The sequence below is a fragment of the Streptomyces wedmorensis genome, assembly GCF_000716445.1.
Lineage (GTDB): Bacteria > Actinomycetota > Actinomycetes > Streptomycetales > Streptomycetaceae > Streptomyces > Streptomyces wedmorensis.
Window position 1 is genome coordinate 79,482 of the sequence record NZ_JNWK01000024.1, and the last position, 16,499, is coordinate 95,980.

16 protein-coding genes and 1 pseudogene are annotated in these 16,499 nt (G+C 71.2%); 13 read left to right on the forward strand and 4 right to left on the reverse strand.

Annotated features, from left to right (window positions below; all coding sequences use genetic code 11):
• Positions 1-5 precede the first annotated feature (5 nt).
• From pafA to OO54_RS20475, 12 genes are all read left to right on the forward strand, one after another.
• Positions 6-1,367 carry a Pup--protein ligase gene (pafA, locus tag OO54_RS20420; RefSeq protein WP_033204999.1) on the forward strand — a complete coding sequence of 454 codons (1,362 nt, stop codon included), beginning with the start codon at positions 6-8 and terminating at the stop codon, positions 1,365-1,367.
• Between the two features lie 119 nt (positions 1,368-1,486).
• Positions 1,487-2,425, forward strand: coding sequence for an FKBP-type peptidyl-prolyl cis-trans isomerase (locus tag OO54_RS20425; protein ID WP_033205001.1), 939 nt, complete (start codon positions 1,487-1,489; stop codon positions 2,423-2,425).
• A gap of 43 nt (positions 2,426-2,468) precedes the next feature.
• Positions 2,469-2,849: an FKBP-type peptidyl-prolyl cis-trans isomerase gene (locus tag OO54_RS20430; protein WP_026058671.1), complete on the forward strand. Its 381-nt coding sequence runs from the start codon at positions 2,469-2,471 to the stop codon at positions 2,847-2,849.
• A gap of 141 nt (positions 2,850-2,990) precedes the next feature.
• The gene (locus tag OO54_RS20435; protein ID WP_033205002.1) at positions 2,991-3,947 is read left to right on the forward strand and encodes a helix-turn-helix transcriptional regulator; all 957 of its coding nucleotides are present in this window, start codon (positions 2,991-2,993) and stop codon (positions 3,945-3,947) included.
• A gap of 16 nt (positions 3,948-3,963) precedes the next feature.
• Positions 3,964-4,917, forward strand: coding sequence for a helix-turn-helix transcriptional regulator (locus tag OO54_RS20440; protein ID WP_017241698.1), 954 nt, complete (start codon positions 3,964-3,966; stop codon positions 4,915-4,917).
• 52 nt (positions 4,918-4,969) lie between these two features.
• Entirely contained in the window at positions 4,970-5,233 is a 264-nt protein-coding gene (locus tag OO54_RS20445) for a CpXC domain-containing protein (protein WP_017241699.1), read from the forward strand.
• 13 nt (positions 5,234-5,246) lie between these two features.
• Positions 5,247-5,444 carry a hypothetical protein gene (locus OO54_RS20450; protein ID WP_033205004.1) on the forward strand — a complete coding sequence of 66 codons (198 nt, stop codon included), beginning with the start codon at positions 5,247-5,249 and terminating at the stop codon, positions 5,442-5,444.
• A 186-nt stretch (positions 5,445-5,630) separates the two neighbouring features.
• A complete protein-coding gene (gene tatA / locus OO54_RS20455) occupies positions 5,631-5,918 on the forward strand; it encodes a Sec-independent protein translocase subunit TatA (RefSeq protein WP_017241701.1) in 288 nt (95 codons plus the stop codon).
• Between the two features lie 104 nt (positions 5,919-6,022).
• The gene (tatC, locus tag OO54_RS20460) at positions 6,023-6,925 is read left to right on the forward strand and encodes a twin-arginine translocase subunit TatC (protein ID WP_200146667.1); all 903 of its coding nucleotides are present in this window, start codon (positions 6,023-6,025) and stop codon (positions 6,923-6,925) included.
• 192 nt (positions 6,926-7,117) lie between these two features.
• Positions 7,118-9,943 carry a DEAD/DEAH box helicase gene (locus tag OO54_RS20465; protein ID WP_033205008.1) on the forward strand — a complete coding sequence of 942 codons (2,826 nt, stop codon included), beginning with the start codon at positions 7,118-7,120 and terminating at the stop codon, positions 9,941-9,943.
• A gap of 170 nt (positions 9,944-10,113) precedes the next feature.
• Positions 10,114-11,502: a cytochrome P450 gene (locus OO54_RS20470; RefSeq protein ID WP_033205009.1), complete on the forward strand. Its 1,389-nt coding sequence runs from the start codon at positions 10,114-10,116 to the stop codon at positions 11,500-11,502.
• 31 nt (positions 11,503-11,533) lie between these two features.
• Positions 11,534-12,337 carry a methyltransferase domain-containing protein gene (locus OO54_RS20475; RefSeq protein WP_033205010.1) on the forward strand — a complete coding sequence of 268 codons (804 nt, stop codon included), beginning with the start codon at positions 11,534-11,536 and terminating at the stop codon, positions 12,335-12,337.
• A gap of 22 nt (positions 12,338-12,359) precedes the next feature.
• On the opposite strand, the gene OO54_RS20480 is transcribed toward OO54_RS20475, so the two are convergent.
• Together OO54_RS20480 and OO54_RS20485 are read right to left on the reverse strand one after the other, a co-directional pair.
• Entirely contained in the window at positions 12,360-12,809 is a 450-nt protein-coding gene (locus OO54_RS20480; protein ID WP_033205011.1) for an ABA4-like family protein, read from the reverse strand.
• A complete protein-coding gene (locus tag OO54_RS20485; RefSeq protein WP_033205012.1) occupies positions 12,806-13,774 on the reverse strand; it encodes a hypothetical protein in 969 nt (322 codons plus the stop codon). The genes OO54_RS20480 and OO54_RS20485 overlap by 4 nt, the downstream gene beginning before the upstream one ends.
• A gap of 153 nt (positions 13,775-13,927) precedes the next feature.
• Between OO54_RS20485 and OO54_RS20490 the strand changes: the two genes are divergently transcribed.
• Positions 13,928-14,560: a MerR family transcriptional regulator gene (locus tag OO54_RS20490; RefSeq protein ID WP_033205014.1), complete on the forward strand. Its 633-nt coding sequence runs from the start codon at positions 13,928-13,930 to the stop codon at positions 14,558-14,560.
• A gap of 85 nt (positions 14,561-14,645) precedes the next feature.
• On the opposite strand, the pseudogene OO54_RS43705 reads toward OO54_RS20490, so the two are convergent.
• Both OO54_RS43705 and OO54_RS20500 read right to left on the reverse strand, forming a co-directional pair.
• A pseudogene (locus OO54_RS43705) lies at positions 14,646-15,350 on the reverse strand (siderophore-interacting protein); the annotation flags it as partial.
• 138 nt (positions 15,351-15,488) lie between these two features.
• On the reverse strand, positions 15,489-16,394 hold the full coding sequence (locus OO54_RS20500) for a 5'-3' exonuclease (protein WP_026058673.1): 906 nt from the start codon (positions 16,392-16,394) through the stop codon (positions 15,489-15,491).
• Positions 16,395-16,499 lie beyond the last annotated feature (105 nt).

A 16,499-nucleotide genomic window follows, 5' to 3' on the forward strand; every position in this document is an offset into this window, starting at 1 on the left:
CAGACATGGACCGCCGCATTTTCGGGCTGGAGAACGAGTACGGCGTCACGTGCACGTTCAGGGGACAGCGCCGACTGTCTCCTGACGAAGTGGCGCGCTACCTCTTCCGCCGTGTCGTGTCATGGGGCCGCAGCAGCAATGTCTTCCTGCGGAACGGCGCCCGCCTGTACCTGGACGTGGGATCGCATCCGGAATACGCCACACCGGAATGCGACAACGTGACCGAACTGGTCACCCACGACAAGGCCGGCGAGCGCATTCTCGAAGGCCTTCTCGTCGACGCCGAACGCCGCCTGCACGAGGAGGGAATCGCGGGCGACGTCTACCTCTTCAAGAACAACACCGACTCGGCGGGAAACTCCTACGGCTGCCACGAGAACTATCTGGTCGCCCGTCACGGAGAGTTCTCCCGGCTGGCGGACATCCTCATTCCCTTCCTCGTCACCCGGCAGCTGATCTGCGGCGCGGGAAAGGTCCTCCAGACCCCGCGGGGCGCCGTGTTCTGCGTCTCCCAGCGTGCCGAGCACATCTGGGAGGGCGTCAGCTCCGCCACCACCCGCTCGCGGCCCATCATCAACACCCGGGACGAGCCGCACGCCGACGCCGAGCGCTACCGCCGGCTCCACGTCATCGTCGGCGACTCCAACATGTCGGAGACGACCATGCTGCTCAAGGTCGGCGCCACCGACCTGGTGCTCCGCATGATCGAGGCCGGCACCGTGATGCGCGACCTGACGCTGGAGAACCCCATCAGGGCCATCCGCGAGGTCAGCCACGACATCACGGGCCAGCGCAAGGTCCGGCTCGCCAGCGGCCGCGAGGCCTCCGCGCTGGAGGTCCAGCGCGAGTACTACGAGAAGGCCGTCGACTTCGTGGACCGCCGCGGCATCCGCTCCGGCACCGTCGCCCAGGTCCTGGAGCTGTGGGGCCGTACGCTCGACGCGATCGAGAGCGAGCGGCTCGACCGCATCGAGACCGAGATCGACTGGGTCATGAAGCACCGGCTCATCGAGCGCTACCGGGCCAAGCACAACATGACCATGTCGAACCCGAGGGTCGCGCAGATAGACCTCGCCTACCACGACATCCACCGCCGTCGTGGGCTGTACTACCTGCTCCAGAAGAACGGGCAGGCGGCGCGGATCTGCAACGACCTGAAGATCTTCGAGGGCAAGTCGGTGCCCCCGCAGACCACTCGGGCCCGGCTCCGCGGCGACTTCATCCGCCGCGCCCAGGAGCAGCGCAGGGACTTCACCGTCGACTGGGTGCACCTCAAGCTCAACGACCAGGCACAGCGCACCGTCTTGTGCAAGGACCCGTTCCGCTCCGTCGACGACCGGGTGGAAAAGCTGATCGCCGGAATGTAGGGCCAGGTCCGTACGCGTCCCCGGGCCCCGCACGATTCACGTGCGGGGCCCTCGCCCTGACAGGAGGGTCCCCTAGAGTGTCGGCACAACTACTGTGCCGTCTGAGATCTGAGGAACACGTGCGCCGACTTGCCGGCCTTCTCGTCGTCCCGCTGCTGCTGCTCTCCACAGCGGCGTGCGGCAGCGACGACAAGGGCTCCGATTCCGCCTCGATGAAGAACGGGCTGCCCGCCATCACCGCGGGGGAGAAGTTCGGGGAGAAGCCGACCCTCTCCAAGGGCGAGGGCGACCCGCCCAAGGAACTGAAGGTCAACGTCATCAGCGAGGGCAAGGGCGCGGTGACGAAGAAGGGCGACGCGCTCCAGGTGAACTACCTGGGTCAGGCCTGGGACTCCACCACCCCCTTCGACAACAGCTTCGACCGCGGCCAGCCGTTCGACCTCACGCTGGGCGCCGGACAGGTCATCAAGGGCTGGGACCAGGGCCTGGATGGCCAGAAGGTCGGCAGCCGCATCGAGATCGGCATCCCGCCGGAGCTCGGCTACGGCGCGCAGGGCCAGGGCGACATCAAGCCCAACGCCACCCTCGTCTTCGTCGTGGACATCCTGAAGGCCGTCACCATCCCGAAGTCCGCCACCGGTACCCCGGTCGCCCAGGACAACAAGGACCTGCCCAAGGTCGGCACCAACACCGACGGCAAGGCCCCCTCGCTGACGGTCCCGAAGACCGACCCGCCGACCAAGCTCGTCTCGAACTACGTGCTCGAGGCCAACGGCGAGGCCGTCAAGGCCACCGACACGGTCGTCGTGAACTACGTCGCCGCCCTGTGGAAGGACGGCAAGGTCTTCGACTCGACCTACACCACCGGCAAGCCCGCGAACTTCCCGCTGGAGCAGCTCACGCTGAAGGGCCTCAAGGACGGCCTCGTCGGCAAGAAGATCGGCAGCCGCGTCCTCATCGTCGCCCCGCCGTCCGAGGCCTTCGGCGACCAGGAGAAGCAGGGCATCCCGAAGAACTCCACGCTGGTGTTCGCCGTGGACATCCTGACGAAGATGTAAGACTGTCCCGATCGCGCAGTTCATCAGTATGAGGAGCAGTTCAGTGAGCATCGAGAAGCCCGAGATCGACTTCCCGGGTGGCGAGCCGCCGAAGGACCTGGAGATCAAGGACCTCTGGGAGGGTGACGGCGACGTCGCCGCCGCCGGTGACTTCGTCAAGGTCCACTACGTGGGTGTCGCCTTCTCCACCGGTGAGGAGTTCGACGCCTCCTGGAACCGCGGCAGCGCGCTCGACTTCAACCTCGGCGCCGGTCAGGTCATCCAGGGCTGGGACCAGGGCATCCAGGGCATGAAGGTCGGCGGCCGCCGCCAGCTGATCATCCCCGCCCACCTCGCCTACGGCGACCGTGGCGCCGGCAGCGCGATCGCCCCGGGCGAGACGCTGATCTTCGTCTGCGACCTCGTGGCCGTGAAGAAGCGCTGACCCGCGCACACCGCGACCGTTCGCGGTCGCTCCGGGGCCCCCGCCATCCGTGGCGGGGGCCCTCGGCTTTGGTCCCGACACCCCGGGGCGGTACGGTCGGACGTCCGAGAAGTGGATCCGCGGAAGAGGTGCAGGGCTTCGATGGCGATTGCCAAGTCCGAGCGGCTGATGAATCTCGCGCTGTGCCTGCTCGGGACGCGCCGACCGTTGAGCAAGCGGGAACTCCGCGGCTCCATCGAGGCCTACCTCGAAGCCTCCGCAGACGACGCCTTCAACCGCATGTTCGAGCGCGACAAGGACGACCTGCGCGAGCTCGGCCTCGTCATCGAGACCGTCGAGAACCTGGAGGGCGAGACCGGCTACCTCGCCCGCCGCGACTCCAACCGGCTGCCTCCCATCACCCTCGACGCCGAGGAGGCCGCCGCGCTCGGCCTCGCCGCCAAGGTGTGGCAGCAGGCCCGTCTCGCCGGGGCCGCCAGCGGCGCCCTCCAGAAGCTCCGCGCCGCCGGCATGCCCGAGGCGGAGGACTCGTACGAGACGCAGCCCAGCGCCCTCGAACCCCGCATCCCGGTCCACGAGGCGGCCTTCGAACCGCTCATGCTGGCCTGCCGCGACCGCCGCCCGGTCGTCTTCGACTACCGCAAGGCCAACGCCGCCCGCCCCGAGTCCCGCCAGGTCGAGCCCTGGACCCTCGAATGCTGGCGCGGCCACTGGTACCTCGCCGGCTGGGACCGCGACCGCGGCGCCGAGCGCGTCTTCCGCCTCTCCCGGATCACCGGCAAGGTCCGCTCCCGGGCCGGCGCCTTCACCGCGCCCGTGCCCGACGTCGTCACCGTCCGGGAGACCGTGGAGAGCTGGGCGGGCGAGACCGCGACCCGCACCGCCAGGATCCGGCTGCGCGGCGGCTGCGGCTACCCGCTGCGCGCCCGCGCCCTGTCCGTGCGGGAGGGCGCCGACGGCTGGGACGAGCTGGAGATCCCGTACGGCCACGGGCTCGACGCCTGGCTGGTCGAGTTCGGCCCCGACGTCGTCGTCCGGGAACCCGCCGATCTGCGGGCCGATGTGATGGACCGGCTGCGCGCCGTGGCCAAGGGCTGAGGGGGAGACGAACCGCATGGCTGCCAACGCGATCGACCAGACGAGGCGGATGCTCTCCCTCGTCACCTATCTCCGCGAGCGCCCCGGCGCCCACGTCGCCGACGTCGCGCGCGCCTTCGGGATCACCGAGGACGAGCTGATCTCCGACCTGGACGTGCTGCCCATGTGCGGCACCAGCTTCCGCGGCGGCGACCTCCTCGACATCGACACCGACGGCGACCGCATCTGGTGGCACAACCCGGACGACGTCGCCGCACCGCTGCGGCTCGCCGCGGACGAGGCGACCGCCCTCCTGGTCGCCGCCCGCGCCGTCGCCACCCTGCCGGGGCTCCGCGAGAGCGACCGGGAGGCCCTGCTCCGCGCCACCGCCAAGCTGGAGGCCGCCGCGGGCGAGGCCGCCGGGGCCAGCTCCCGGCTCTCGGTCACCTTCGAGTCCGAGGGCGGCGTCTTCGCCGAGGTCGACCGGGCCATCTCCGAACGCCGGCGCCTCTGGGTCCGCTACTACTCGCCCGCCCGCGACGAGCTCACCGAGCGCGAGGTCGACCCGATCCGGCTCTTCGCCGTCGGCCACACCTACATGGAGGCGTGGTGCCGCCTCTCCGAGGCGCGCCGCACCTTCCGCCTCGACCGCGTCGTCGAGATCCGCATCCTCGACGAGCACGCCGCGCCGCCGGAGCTGGAGCTGCGCGACCTGTCCGAGGGCCTCGTGCAGCCGTCCGCCGACGACCCCGAGGTCGTGGTCGAGGTGGGGCCCGGCGGCCGCTGGGTCGCCGAGTACTACCCGCACGACCGGGCCGACGAGCTCCCGGACGGCGGACTGCGGATCACGCTGCGGACGCCGGACCCCGCCTCGCTGCGCCGGCTAGCCCTCCGACTGGGCAGCGACGGGCGGATCGTCGCACCGGCCGAGCTCGCCGACAGCGCCAGGACGGCGGCCGCCGCCGCGCTCGCCGCGTACGAGGGGCTGTGACGGTCCCGGCGGCCGTGACGCTGTTGCTTACGTACCGAAGGTGCGACGAGAGATGAGGGAAGTGTCCGCGATGCACGGTCTCACGGCGACGATCGCCCCGGTCCTCTTCAAGGCCGCCTGCCCCGACTGCCGCTCCCGCTTCGAACTCTCCGCGAGCGCCCTGCGGCTGGCCATCGGCGCCAGCCGCCGCACCACGTTCTACTCCTTCACCTGCCCGGAGTGCGGAAGCTCCGTCCGCAAGCCCGCCGGCGAGCGCATCGTCGAACTCCTCACCGGCGGCGGCGTGCGCACCCTGCGGCTCCACACGACCGTCTGAGTAGGCTCAGCACATGTTCTGGCCCATGCTCGCCATCGCCCTCGGATTCCTCGGGATCGCCGTCCTCGGCGTCCTCGCGGTCAAGGTCTTCCTCGAAGTCCGGCGCCTCGGGCGCCAGGTGGCCCACACCACAGAGCGGATCAATCGGGCGGCCGAGGACCTCGAGACCGCCGCCGCAGGACTGGCCCGAACCGGCGAGACCCTGCGCTGAACCCGTGCCGTACCCTGCGTGAAAGAGCACACACCCGGGCTCGTGCTGCGCAATCGGGAGTATGCAAGGGCATTGCCCTGCGTTTACTCCTGCGGGTTACGATCGCTGGCAGCGCGGTGGTAGGACGCATGTCCGACCCGCCGGGCAACCGCACTCCCTGTCGCCTCGGTGAAGAAGGTAAACGCTATGGGTAGGCTCGGCCCCACCGAGATCATCCTGATCCTCGTCGTGATCATCCTGCTGTTCGGCGCCAAGAAGCTTCCGGACATGGCGCGCTCGCTGGGCAAGTCGGCCCGCATCCTCAAGAGCGAGGCCAAGGCGATGAAGTCGGACGACCAGCAGAGCGCCCCCGCCGACCCGCCGCAGGCGGGCACCGGAACGCAGGAGCCCGCGCCGCGCACCATCCAGGCCGCTCCCGGCGACGTGACCAGCTCGCGCCCCGTGGCCGAGCCTTCGGACACCACCAAGCGCTGACCCGGTCCGCCGCGGCCGCCGCACCGGGCGGCGGCTGCCGCACGAGATGAGGACGTGGGTTGCCCAAGTCTGCCCGCAAGCAGGAGAAGGACCCCGAGGGCCGGATGCCCCTCGTGGAGCACCTGCGTGAACTCCGCAACCGACTGGCGAAGGGTCTCCTCGCCATCGCAGCGGTGACGATCGTCGCCCTCGCGTACAGCGAGGAGCTGATGCAGTTCCTGACGAAGTCGGTGCCCACCTGCGCACCGAACGTCACCAGTGACGGCGGCAACTGCGCGATCGTCTCCTTCAACACGCTGATGGCCCCCTTCAGCACGACGATCCAGCTGTCGCTGACGGCCGGTCTCGTCGTCGCGAGCCCGGTCTGGCTCTACCAGCTGTGGGCTTTCGTCGCGCCCGGGCTGCACAAGAACGAGAAGAAGTACACGTACGCCTTCGTGGGCGCGGCCGTGCCGCTGTTCGGCGCGGGCGCCTACCTCGCGTACCTCATCCTCCCCGTCAGCGTGAAGGTCCTGATCAGCCTCACGCCCAGCGGATCCGCGAACATCCTGTCGCTGAACGACGTCCTCGACTTCACCCTGCGCATGGTGCTCGTCTTCGGCCTCGCCTTCGAGCTGCCCCTCGTCCTGGTGATGCTGAACCTCACCGGGGTCCTCACCGGCCGCCGCATGGCCGGCTGGTGGCGCGGCGTGATCATGGGCGTCTTCGTGTTCGGCGCCGTCATCACCCCGACCACCGACCCGGTCGGCATGATCGCCCTCGCCGGACCGATCACGATCCTGTACTTCGGGGCCGTCGGTTTCTCCCTCCTCAACGACCGGCGACGCAGGCGCGGCAACCCCGACGCCGAACTCGACGACGACGAGGCCTCCGCGCTGGACCTCACGCCCCAGGCCGTCGGCGCCGTCGAGCCCGTCACCGCCGCCCGGGCCCTGCCCGAGCAGGCCACCGCCGAGCCCGGCGGAAGCGGCGCGCACCGGCTGAACGGCTACGACGACATCACCTGATCCCGCGGAATCCCGCGGAGCGTCTTCGCGAGGGGTCCCCCGGACATCGTCCGGGGGACCCCTCCGTCGCGTCCGGTCCTCGGCCCCGCATGTCCCGGACCTCCCTCCCGGCACCCTCGGAACCCTGCCCTCCGTATCCCCTCGATAAAGATCGCGTCACTGTCACAGGCGGCGGGTAGGCTCGACAACAAGATGACAGAGGACCTCACACCAGCCGAGGCGTACGCGGCCGCCCGCGCCCGCAACGCCGAGCAGCGCACCGCACTGGCACCCTTCCGCGAGCTGTACGAATTCGGACTGGACCCCTTCCAGATCGAGGCGTGCAAGGCGCTCGAAGCGGGCAAGGGCGTGCTCGTCGCCGCCCCCACGGGCTCCGGCAAGACCATCGTCGGCGAGTTCGCCGTCCACCTCGCCCTCACCCAGGGCCGCAAGTGCTTCTACACGACGCCCATCAAGGCGCTGTCGAACCAGAAGTACGCCGACCTCGTCAAGCGGTACGGCCCCGACAAGGTCGGCCTCCTCACCGGCGACAACAGTGTCAACGGCGACGCGCCGATCGTCGTCATGACCACCGAAGTCCTCCGCAACATGCTCTACGCCGGATCCCAGGCCCTCTCCGGCCTCGGGTACGTCGTCATGGACGAGGTCCACTACCTCTCCGACCGCTTCCGCGGCGCGGTCTGGGAGGAAGTGATCATCCACCTCCCCGAATCCGTCACGCTCGTCTCGCTCTCCGCGACCGTCTCCAACGCCGAGGAGTTCGGCGACTGGCTCGACACCGTCCGCGGGGACACCGAGGTCATCGTCTCCGAGAGCCGCCCCGTGCCGCTCTGGCAGCACGTCCTCGCCGGACGCCGGATGTACGACCTCTTCGAGGAGGAGACCGACCACGGCGGCCGCGGCTCCGCCCGCCGCGAGGTCAACCCCGACCTCATGCGCCTGGCCCGCACGGAGAACACGGCGTACAACCCGCGCGACCGGCGCCGCGGCAAGATGGTCCGCGAGGCCGACCGCGAGCGCGAGCGCCGCCAGCGCTCCCGCATCTGGACCCCCGGCCGCCCCGAGGTCATCGAACGCCTCGACGCCGAAGGGCTCCTGCCCGCCATCACCTTCATCTTCAGCCGGGCCGGCTGCGAAGCCGCCGTGCAGCAGTGCCTGTACGCCGGGCTCCGGCTCAACAACGACGAGGGACGCCGGCGCGTCCGCGAGATCGTCGAGGCGCGCACCGCCGCCATCCCCGCCGAGGACCTCCACGTCCTCGGCTACTACGAATGGCTCGAAGCGCTGGAGCGGGGCATCGCCGCCCACCACGCCGGCATGCTCCCGACCTTCAAGGAAGTCGTCGAGGAGCTCTTCGTCCGCGGGCTCGTCAAGGCCGTCTTCGCGACCGAGACCCTCGCCCTCGGCATCAACATGCCCGCGCGGTCCGTCGTCCTCGAGAAGCTCGTCAAGTGGAACGGCGAACAGCACGCCGACATCACTCCCGGCGAGTACACCCAGCTCACCGGCCGCGCGGGCCGCCGGGGCATCGACGTCGAGGGCCACGCCGTCGTCCTCTGGCAGCGCGGCCTCGACCCCGGCCACCTCGCCGGACTCGCCGGCACGCGCACGTACCCCCTGCGCTCCAGCTTCAGGCCCTCGTACAACATGGCGGTCAACCTCGTCGACCAGTTCGGCCGGCACCGCTCCCGCGAGCTCCTCGAGACCTCCTTCGCCCAGTTCCAGGCCGACCGCTCCGTCGTCGGCATCTCCCGCCAGGTGCAGAAGAACGAAGAGGGACTCGAGGGCTACCGCGAGGGCATGACCTGCCACCTCGGCGACTTCGAGGAGTACGCGCGGCTCCGCCGCGACCTCAAGGACCGCGAGACCGAACTGGCCCGGCAGGGCGCCGCCCAGCGCCGCGCCCAGGCGGCCAACTCCCTGGAGAAGCTCAAGCCGGGCGACATCATCCACGTGCCCACGGGCAAGTTCGCCGGCCTCGCCCTGGTCCTCGACCCCGGCATCCCGGCCGGCCGCACCAACGGCCACCGCGGCTTCGAGTACCACGACGGGCCGCGCCCTCTCGTCCTCACCGCCGAGCGGCAGGTCAAGAGGCTCGCCTCCATCGACTTCCCCGTCCCGGTCGAGGCCCTGGAGCGCATGAGGATCCCCAAGACCTTCAACCCGCGCTCTCCGCAGTCCCGCCGCGACCTCGCCTCCGCCCTGCGCAGCAAGGCCGGACACATCAACCCCGAGCGGCACCACAAGCAGCGCGCCGCCGCCGCCGACGACCGCGAGATCGCCAGGCTGCGCACCGAGATCCGCGCCCACCCCTGCCACGGCTGCGACGAGCGCGAGGACCACGCCCGCTGGGCCGAGCGCTACCACCGCCTCCAGCGCGACACCCAGCAGCTGGAGCGGCGCATCGAGGGCCGCACCAACACCATCGCCCGTACCTTCGACCGGATCGTCGCGCTCCTCACCGAACTCGACTACCTGCGAGGCGACGAGGTCACCGACAACGGCAAGCGGCTCGCCCGGCTCTACGGCGAACTCGACCTGCTGGCCAGCGAATGCCTCCGCGACCGCGTCTGGGAGGGCCTCACGCCGCCCGAGCTCGCCGCCTGCGTCTCCGCGTTGGTGTACGAGTCGCGGCAGGCCGACGACGCCGTCGCGCCCAAGCTGCCGACGGGCAACGCCAAGGCGGCGCTCGGCGAGATGGTCCGCATCTGGGGCCGTCTCGACGCCCTCGAAGAGGAATTCAAGATCAATCAGGCCGAGGGCGTCGGCCAGCGCGAACCCGACCTCGGCTTCGCCTGGGCCGCCTACCAGTGGGCCTCCGACAAGAGCCTCGACGAGGTCCTCCGCGAGGCAGAGATGCCCGCCGGCGACTTCGTGCGCTGGTGCAAGCAGGTCATCGACGTCCTCGGACAGATCTCGGCGGCCGCGCCCAAGGAGAACAGCACCGTGGCGAAGAACGCCCGCAAGGCCGTGGAATCGCTGCTCCGCGGAGTCGTCGCCTACAGCTCGGTCGGCTGACGGCCCGTCGGTCACCGGAGGGGCCCGTGGCGTTCGCGCCGCGGGCCCCTTTCGCGTACCGCCCGCAGCGGGTTGTCCACAGGTCGTCGTCCACAGGGCTGGCGCGGGGGAGGACCCTTCCGCTTGCATGGACTCGTACACACGAACAGGGAGTTGGGGAGGGGACGTACGTGACCAGGCAAGCCGGTCCCGACGCCGGGACACGCGCGACGCAGCCGACCGCGACCATCGCCGACGGCCCCCGGGGAGTACCGCTCCTCGGCAATCTGCCCGCCTTCGGCAAGGACCCCCTCGCCTTCTTCGAGCAGTTGAGGGAGCGCGGCGACTTCGTCCGCTGGCGCTTCGGCCGCGGCCCCGCGCTCTTCATCGCCCACCCCGACGCGATCGGCGAACTCCTCACCGAGGTCGAGCGCACCTTCGACCAGCCCGACCTCGGCATCGCCTTCCGCACGCTCCTGGGCAACGGCGTCGTCGTCGCCAAGGGCGCCGACTGGCGGCGCAAGCGCTCCCTGGTGCAGCCCTCGGTCCGGCCCAAGCAGGTCCGCTCCTACGCCGCGACGATGGCCGAGTGCGCCGTCGCCCTCGCCGACCGCTGGGCCGACGGGCAGCAGATCGACATCAAGAAGGAGATGGCGGCCCTCACCCAACTCATCGCCGTCCGCACCATCTTCGGCGTCGACACCGCGGCGGACGCCGAGTCCATCGGCCGGGCGATGGACATCGCGCAGAAGGAGATCGGCGCCGAGTTCAGCGGCATCGGAGCCGTACTCCCCGACTGGGTGCCCACCCCCGGGCGCGCCCGCATCAAGCGCGCCACCGCCGTCATCGACGCCGAGGTCTCCCGTGTCGTCTCCCGCCACCGCGACGGCGACACGGAGCGCCCCGACCTCCTCAGCCGCCTCCTCGCCGCCCGGGACGAGACCGGCGCCCGCCTCTCCGACCGGGAGATCCGCGACGAGACGGTCACGCTCTACATCGGCGGCCACGAGACCACCAGCTCCACCCTCGTCTGGGCCTGGCACTTGCTCTCCCGCAACCCCCGCGTCCACGAGGCCCTCACCGAGGAACTCGACCGGGTCCTCGCCGACCACGAACCCGGATACGACGACTACGCCGCCCTGACCTACACCCAGGCGGTCGTCAAGGAGACCCTGCGCCTCTACCCCACGATCTGGCTCATCACCGGCATCGCCAAGGAAGGCGCCACCCTCGGCGGGGCCCCCGTCCCCGCCGGCACCCGCGTCTGGTCCAGCCAGTGGGCCACCCACCGTGACCCCCGCTGGTACGGCGACGCCGAGACGTTCCGCCCCGAGCGCTGGCTCACCGGCGAGGACGGCGAACCCGCCGAGCAGATACCCGAATACGCCTGGTTCCCCTTCGGCGGCGGCCCCCGGGTCTGCCTCGGTACCCGCTTCGCCCTCGTCGAGGCCGTCCTCGTCCTCGCCGTCCTCGCCCGCCGCTACCACCTCGACCTCGCCACCGACGACATCCGCCCCGTCCCCAGCCTCACCCTCCAACCGGACCGCGACGTCCACGCCACGGTCCGCGCCCGAGGCTGACGCACCGGAGACGGCTGGCTATCGTCGCCGGATGACTCAAGATCACGAGAAGTTCGACACCGCGATGGCCACCTGGCAGGAATGGCAGGAAGCCCCCTGGGGCCGCCTCCGCTACACGCTCGCCGAGTCGAACCTCATGCGCCACCTCGACGACGGCCCCGGAGGCGGGCCGCTCAGGATCCTCGACCTCGCCGGCGGCGACGGCGGGGACGCGCTGCGGCTCGCCGCGCGCGGCCACCACGTCACCGTCGTCGACCACGCGCCGGCCATGCTGGCCGCCGCGGAGGCCCGCGCCGCCGCGAGCGGCCTGTCGGACCGCGTCAGCTGCGTCCGCGCCGACGTGGACGCCCTGCCCGCGGACGTCGCCGCCGGGGACTTCGACGTGGTCCTGTGCCACAACCTCCTGCAGTACGTCGACGACGTCCCCGGCACCCTCGCCCGGTCCCTCGCCCCCCTGAAGGACGGAGGTCTCTTCTCCCTGATGGCGATCAACCGCCACTCCGCGCCCCTGAACATCGCCGTCCGACAGCTCGATCCCACCGCAGCCCTCGCCGCCCTCGACACCGACCTCCTCCGCAACGAGATGTTCGACTCCGATCTCACCCTGCACACCGCGGAGGAGATCACCCCCCTGCTCGAAACCCTCGGCTGCACGGATGTGCACCACTACGGCATCCGCAGCTTCTGCGACTACCTCACCGACGACGCCCGCAAGTACGACCCCGCCTACTACGCCGACCTCGAACGCCTGGAACTCGCCACCACCGCCCGGCCCCCGTACATGCACACCGCCCGTCTCTTCCAACTGACGGCCCGCAAGCACCCCACCCCCTGACAGCCGGCCCACCCGACGGGCCTCAGCGTTTCCCGGCCGGGGTCAAGGGGCTCGTGCGGTTCTCGTAGGTGGTGCGGAGGACGAGGAAGAGGGGGAGGGCGAGGGGGGAGAGGAGGATGGCGAGGACGAGGAGGGGGGACATGAGGAGTGGGGGGATGGAGAGGCGGCGGGATTCGCGGTACATCCACTGGCCGAGGAGGAGGTCCCAGGCGAGGACCTGGGCCCAGAGGGCGGCGGCGCCGTTCGCGAGGGCGGTGAGGTCGCGGAAGGTGTCGATGTCGGGGCTGGTGACCGCGGTCCAGAGTTCGGGCAGGACGGGGACGGCGAAGACGGCCCAGAGGGCGAGCAGGGGGAGGACGGTCAGGGGGGAGGCGGCCACCCGCTCGGTGATCCGCCGGTGAGGGGCGAAGATCATGAGCAGCCAGACCGGCGCCGCCAGGAAGAAGGTCAGTTCGAAGAGCGTGCCGGTCATGCCGAGACCTCCTCGGCGGGGGCCGGGGCGGGGGAGGCGGGCGCGGTGCGGAGGGAGAGAACGGTGGCCACCGCGGTGAGCAGGGCGATCGCGGCAGCGGCGGTCAGTGTCGCGCCGTCCGGGGAGAACAGGGCCTGGCCGCGCAGTGCCTGCCAGGTCAGGAGGGCGAAGGTCGCCGTGTAGGCGCCGGCCGCGGTGACGGTCAGGCGGAGACGTACGCGTTCGTCGGCGAGGCGGCCGAAGCGCGGCGCGAGCACGGCGAGGACGAGCAGCAGCAGCGGGAGCAGCTGGAGCGCGTGCATGCCGAAGAAGTGCGGGATGCGCAGGTCGCCGCCGGTGGTGGACCAGCCGGTCAGCGGCATGGACGGGCCGCCGTCGGGGACTCCGACGCTGTGGGCGCCGCTGACCGGGGACTCGTCGACCGCGAGCTGCTCGGAGGTCGGACGGACCATCAGGAATCCGACGGCGGCGCCCGCCAGGGCGATCAGCGAGGACAGCCGGACGGCCCAGGCGGTGGCGCGGTCGAGGATCCGGGCGCGCAGCAGGAGCACCGCGATGGTCAGGGCGCCCAGCCACAGCACGGCGATCGTGGCGCCCATGATCTGGAAGACGGCGTTGTCGAACGGGGTCGCCTGGTTGAAGTGGCTCTGGGTGCCGCGGACCACCTGAAGCGTGATGAGGACCATCTCGACGGCGCTGGTGACGGCGACCACCGTGCCGGCCCACCAGCCGATCCGGTGGGCGCGCGGCAGGGGCGCGAGCAGTGAGAGCATCCAGGCGAGCGAGAGCCCGTACGCGATGAACGACAGCGAGAACTTGAGCGGCTTGGCCCAGATCGGCACGCCGACCAGGACCCGGTCGTCGACGACCAGGCCGACGGCGGAGACGAGGGCGAGCGCGCCCATCGAGGCGACGAACCAGACCAGCGGCCGGTGCAGGCGGGTGAGCGGGTGCAGTAAGGACATGTGATCCCCCGTGAGAAGCGGTCACGGAAAGCCGTGACGGTGCGGATGGAGCATGTATGGATAGTGGCACTAGCCGCTATCTGATAGCGCCACTATCTATGATGGAGGTGTCGGTCGGCAAGGCCGAAGAAAGACCTGGAAGGTGAACACGCGATGCGCATCGGCGAGTTGAGTCGCAGGACCGGGGTGTCCGTGCCGACGATCAAGTTCTACGTACGGGAAGGCCTGCTGCCGGCCGGAGAGTTGACGAGCCCGAACCAGGCCTCGTACGGAGAGGCGCACGTGCAGCGGCTTCGCCTGATCCGGGCGCTCCTCGACGTGGGCGGCATGTCGATCGCGGAGATCCGCTGCGTGATCGAGGCGGTCGACGACCCCGACCGGCCGGTGCACGAGGTGCTCGGCACGGCGGCCAGCCGCATGGTGCCGCGCCACGACCGCGAGCCGGGCGCCGGGATCGAGGCGGCGCGGCGGAAGGTCGACGAACTGATCACCGAGCGCGGCTGGCACACGGTCCCGAGCAATCTGGCGTCGGAGTCGCTGGCCACGGCGCTCGCGGCCCTCGACGAGGTCGGCCACGGCGCCTTCATCGAGGTCCTGGACGTGTACGCGGACGCGGCGGAGCTGGTGGCGCGGGCGGACCTGGACTACGTGGCCCGCAACGTGGCGCGCGAGGAGCTCGTGGAGAGCACCGTCGTCGGCACGGTCCTCGGCGACGCGATCTTCTCCGCCCTGCGCCGGATGGCCCACGTGGACGCCTCGGACCGCCTCTTCGGCGAGGCGACGTAGGAGGATCGCGGGGAGGAGACGTGGAAAAGGGGCGGGGGGGGGGGGGGGGGGGGGCGCCCCCCCCCCCCCCCCCCCCCCCCCCACCGAGGTGGCGGCGCAGGTCCTTCACGAACCCGGCCTCGCCGTGGACGAAGGCGTGGACGTCCCCCGCCGGGAAGTCGAGGGCCCGGACGGCCTCGGTGAGCGCCTCGCCGGTCGGGCGGTCACCTCGGTGCAGCCAGGTGACGTCCACCCCCGCCGCCGTCGCGAGCTTCTGCTCCTCCGCGGCGTCCGACACCTCCACGAAGGCGTGCACCCGGGCGCCGGACGGCAGCCGCTCCAGGGCGACCGCGATCGCGGGCAGCGCGCTCTCGTCGCCGACGAGCAGGTGCCAGTCCGCCGCCGGGTCCGGCGCGTAACCGCCGCCGGGGCCGAGGAAGCGCACGGTCTCGCCCGCCTGGGCGCGCGCGGCCCACGGGCCGGCCAGGCCCTCGTCGCCGTGGACCACGAAGTCGACCGTCAGCTCGCGATGCACCGGGTCCCAGGCCCGCACCGTGTACGTCCGGGTCGTCGGCCACTGCTCCCGGGGGAACTCCGCCCGGATCCGCTCCATGTCGAACGGCTCCGGGTACGTGACCCCGTCCGGGGCGAAGAGCAGCTTCACGTAGTGGTCGGTGTACTCGCCGGCCTCGAAGGCGTCGAGTCCCGGGCCGCCGAGGACCACCCGCACCATGTGCGGCGTGATCCGCTCGGTGCGCACCACACGCGCTTCGGTGGCCTTCGGTGCCTTGCGGGCCGGCTGGTCTGCCACGAGGGTCTCTCCTGACTCTGCGAACTTAGGTATGCCTAAGCTAGCACCTCGGGGCGTCGCTCCCCAGGGGGTTTCGGCCGACCAGGCGTCGTGGGCCGCCCCTGACCGGAAAACGCCCTGGGAAGATCGCGGCCCTCGTCAGCGCTCCAGGACCGGCAGCAGCCGTCCCACCGCACCGCCGAGACCCCAGCGCTTCACCAGCGCGTCCAGGGCCGCCGGGTCCCGGGGTGCCGACGGCAGCGCCGGGTCGAAGTCGGGCAGCGGTACGTCCCCGGCGACCCGGACGACCGTCGGAGCCACGTCCAGATACGCGGCCGCCTCGACGATCCCGCGCCGCTTGGCCGGCGTCAGCTTCGACGTCCGGTCCTCCGCCGCCGCCCGTACCCCGGCCAGGTCGCCGTACTCCGTGATGAGCTGCGCCGCCGTCTTCTCGCCGATGCCCTTCACGCCGGGCAGCCCGTCGCTCGCGTCCCCGCGCAGCGCGGCGAAGTCCGCGTACTGGTCGGGGCGCACCCCGTACTTCGCGCGGATCAGCTCCGCGTCCACCAGGTCGCAGTCCCCGACCCCCTTGCGCGGGTACAGCACCCGCACCCCGCGGGCGTCGTCGACCAGCTGGAAGAGGTCACGGTCGCCCGTGACGATGTCGACGGGGCCCCCGGCCCGGCCCGCCAGCGTCCCGATGACGTCGTCCGCCTCGTACCCCGCGGCCCCGACCCGGGCGACGCCGAGCGCGGCGAGGACCTCCTCGATCACCGGCACCTGCGGCGACAGGGTGTCGGGGATCTCCTCCTCGTCCGGGCCGGTCTCCGTCACGACCGCCACCCGGTGAGCCTTGTACGACGGGATGAGGTCCACTCGCCACTGCGGCCGCCAGTCCTCGTCCCAGCAGGCCACCAGGTCGTCGGGGTGGTGGTCCTGGACGAGCCGGGTGATGAAGTCGAGCAGCCCGCGGACGGCGTTCACCGGCGTGCCGTCCGGCGCGCGGACCGAGTCCGGAACGCCGAAGTAAGCGCGGAAGTACAGGCTGGCGGTGTCGAGGAGCATCAAACGTCGGGTCACCCGCCCGATCATGCCGCACACCACCGACAGACCCCCACGACCGACAGGCCCCACGACCGGGACGCCCGCGTCCCCGCCCTGCCGTGACCC

Bases quoted from the DNA above. Each gene is read 5' to 3' on its own strand.
- pafA (WP_033204999.1), top strand. From the start codon at position 6: ATGGACCGCCGCATTTTCGGGCTGGAGAACGAGTACGGCGTCACGTGC.
- OO54_RS20435 (WP_033205002.1), top strand. From the start codon at position 2,991: ATGGCGATTGCCAAGTCCGAGCGGCTGATGAATCTCGCGCTGTGCCTG.
- OO54_RS20440 (WP_017241698.1), top strand. From the start codon at position 3,964: ATGGCTGCCAACGCGATCGACCAGACGAGGCGGATGCTCTCCCTCGTC.
- OO54_RS20445 (WP_017241699.1), top strand. From the start codon at position 4,970: ATGAGGGAAGTGTCCGCGATGCACGGTCTCACGGCGACGATCGCCCCG.
- OO54_RS20450 (WP_033205004.1), top strand. From the start codon at position 5,247: ATGTTCTGGCCCATGCTCGCCATCGCCCTCGGATTCCTCGGGATCGCC.
- tatA (WP_017241701.1), top strand. From the start codon at position 5,631: ATGGGTAGGCTCGGCCCCACCGAGATCATCCTGATCCTCGTCGTGATC.
- tatC (WP_200146667.1), top strand. From the start codon at position 6,023: ATGCCCCTCGTGGAGCACCTGCGTGAACTCCGCAACCGACTGGCGAAG.
- OO54_RS20465 (WP_033205008.1), top strand. From the start codon at position 7,118: ATGACAGAGGACCTCACACCAGCCGAGGCGTACGCGGCCGCCCGCGCC.
- OO54_RS20475 (WP_033205010.1), top strand. From the start codon at position 11,534: ATGACTCAAGATCACGAGAAGTTCGACACCGCGATGGCCACCTGGCAG.
- OO54_RS20480 (WP_033205011.1), bottom strand. From the start codon at position 12,809: ATGACCGGCACGCTCTTCGAACTGACCTTCTTCCTGGCGGCGCCGGTC.
- OO54_RS20485 (WP_033205012.1), bottom strand. From the start codon at position 13,774: ATGTCCTTACTGCACCCGCTCACCCGCCTGCACCGGCCGCTGGTCTGG.
- OO54_RS20490 (WP_033205014.1), top strand. From the start codon at position 13,928: ATGCGCATCGGCGAGTTGAGTCGCAGGACCGGGGTGTCCGTGCCGACG.
- OO54_RS20500 (WP_026058673.1), bottom strand. From the start codon at position 16,394: ATGCTCCTCGACACCGCCAGCCTGTACTTCCGCGCTTACTTCGGCGTT.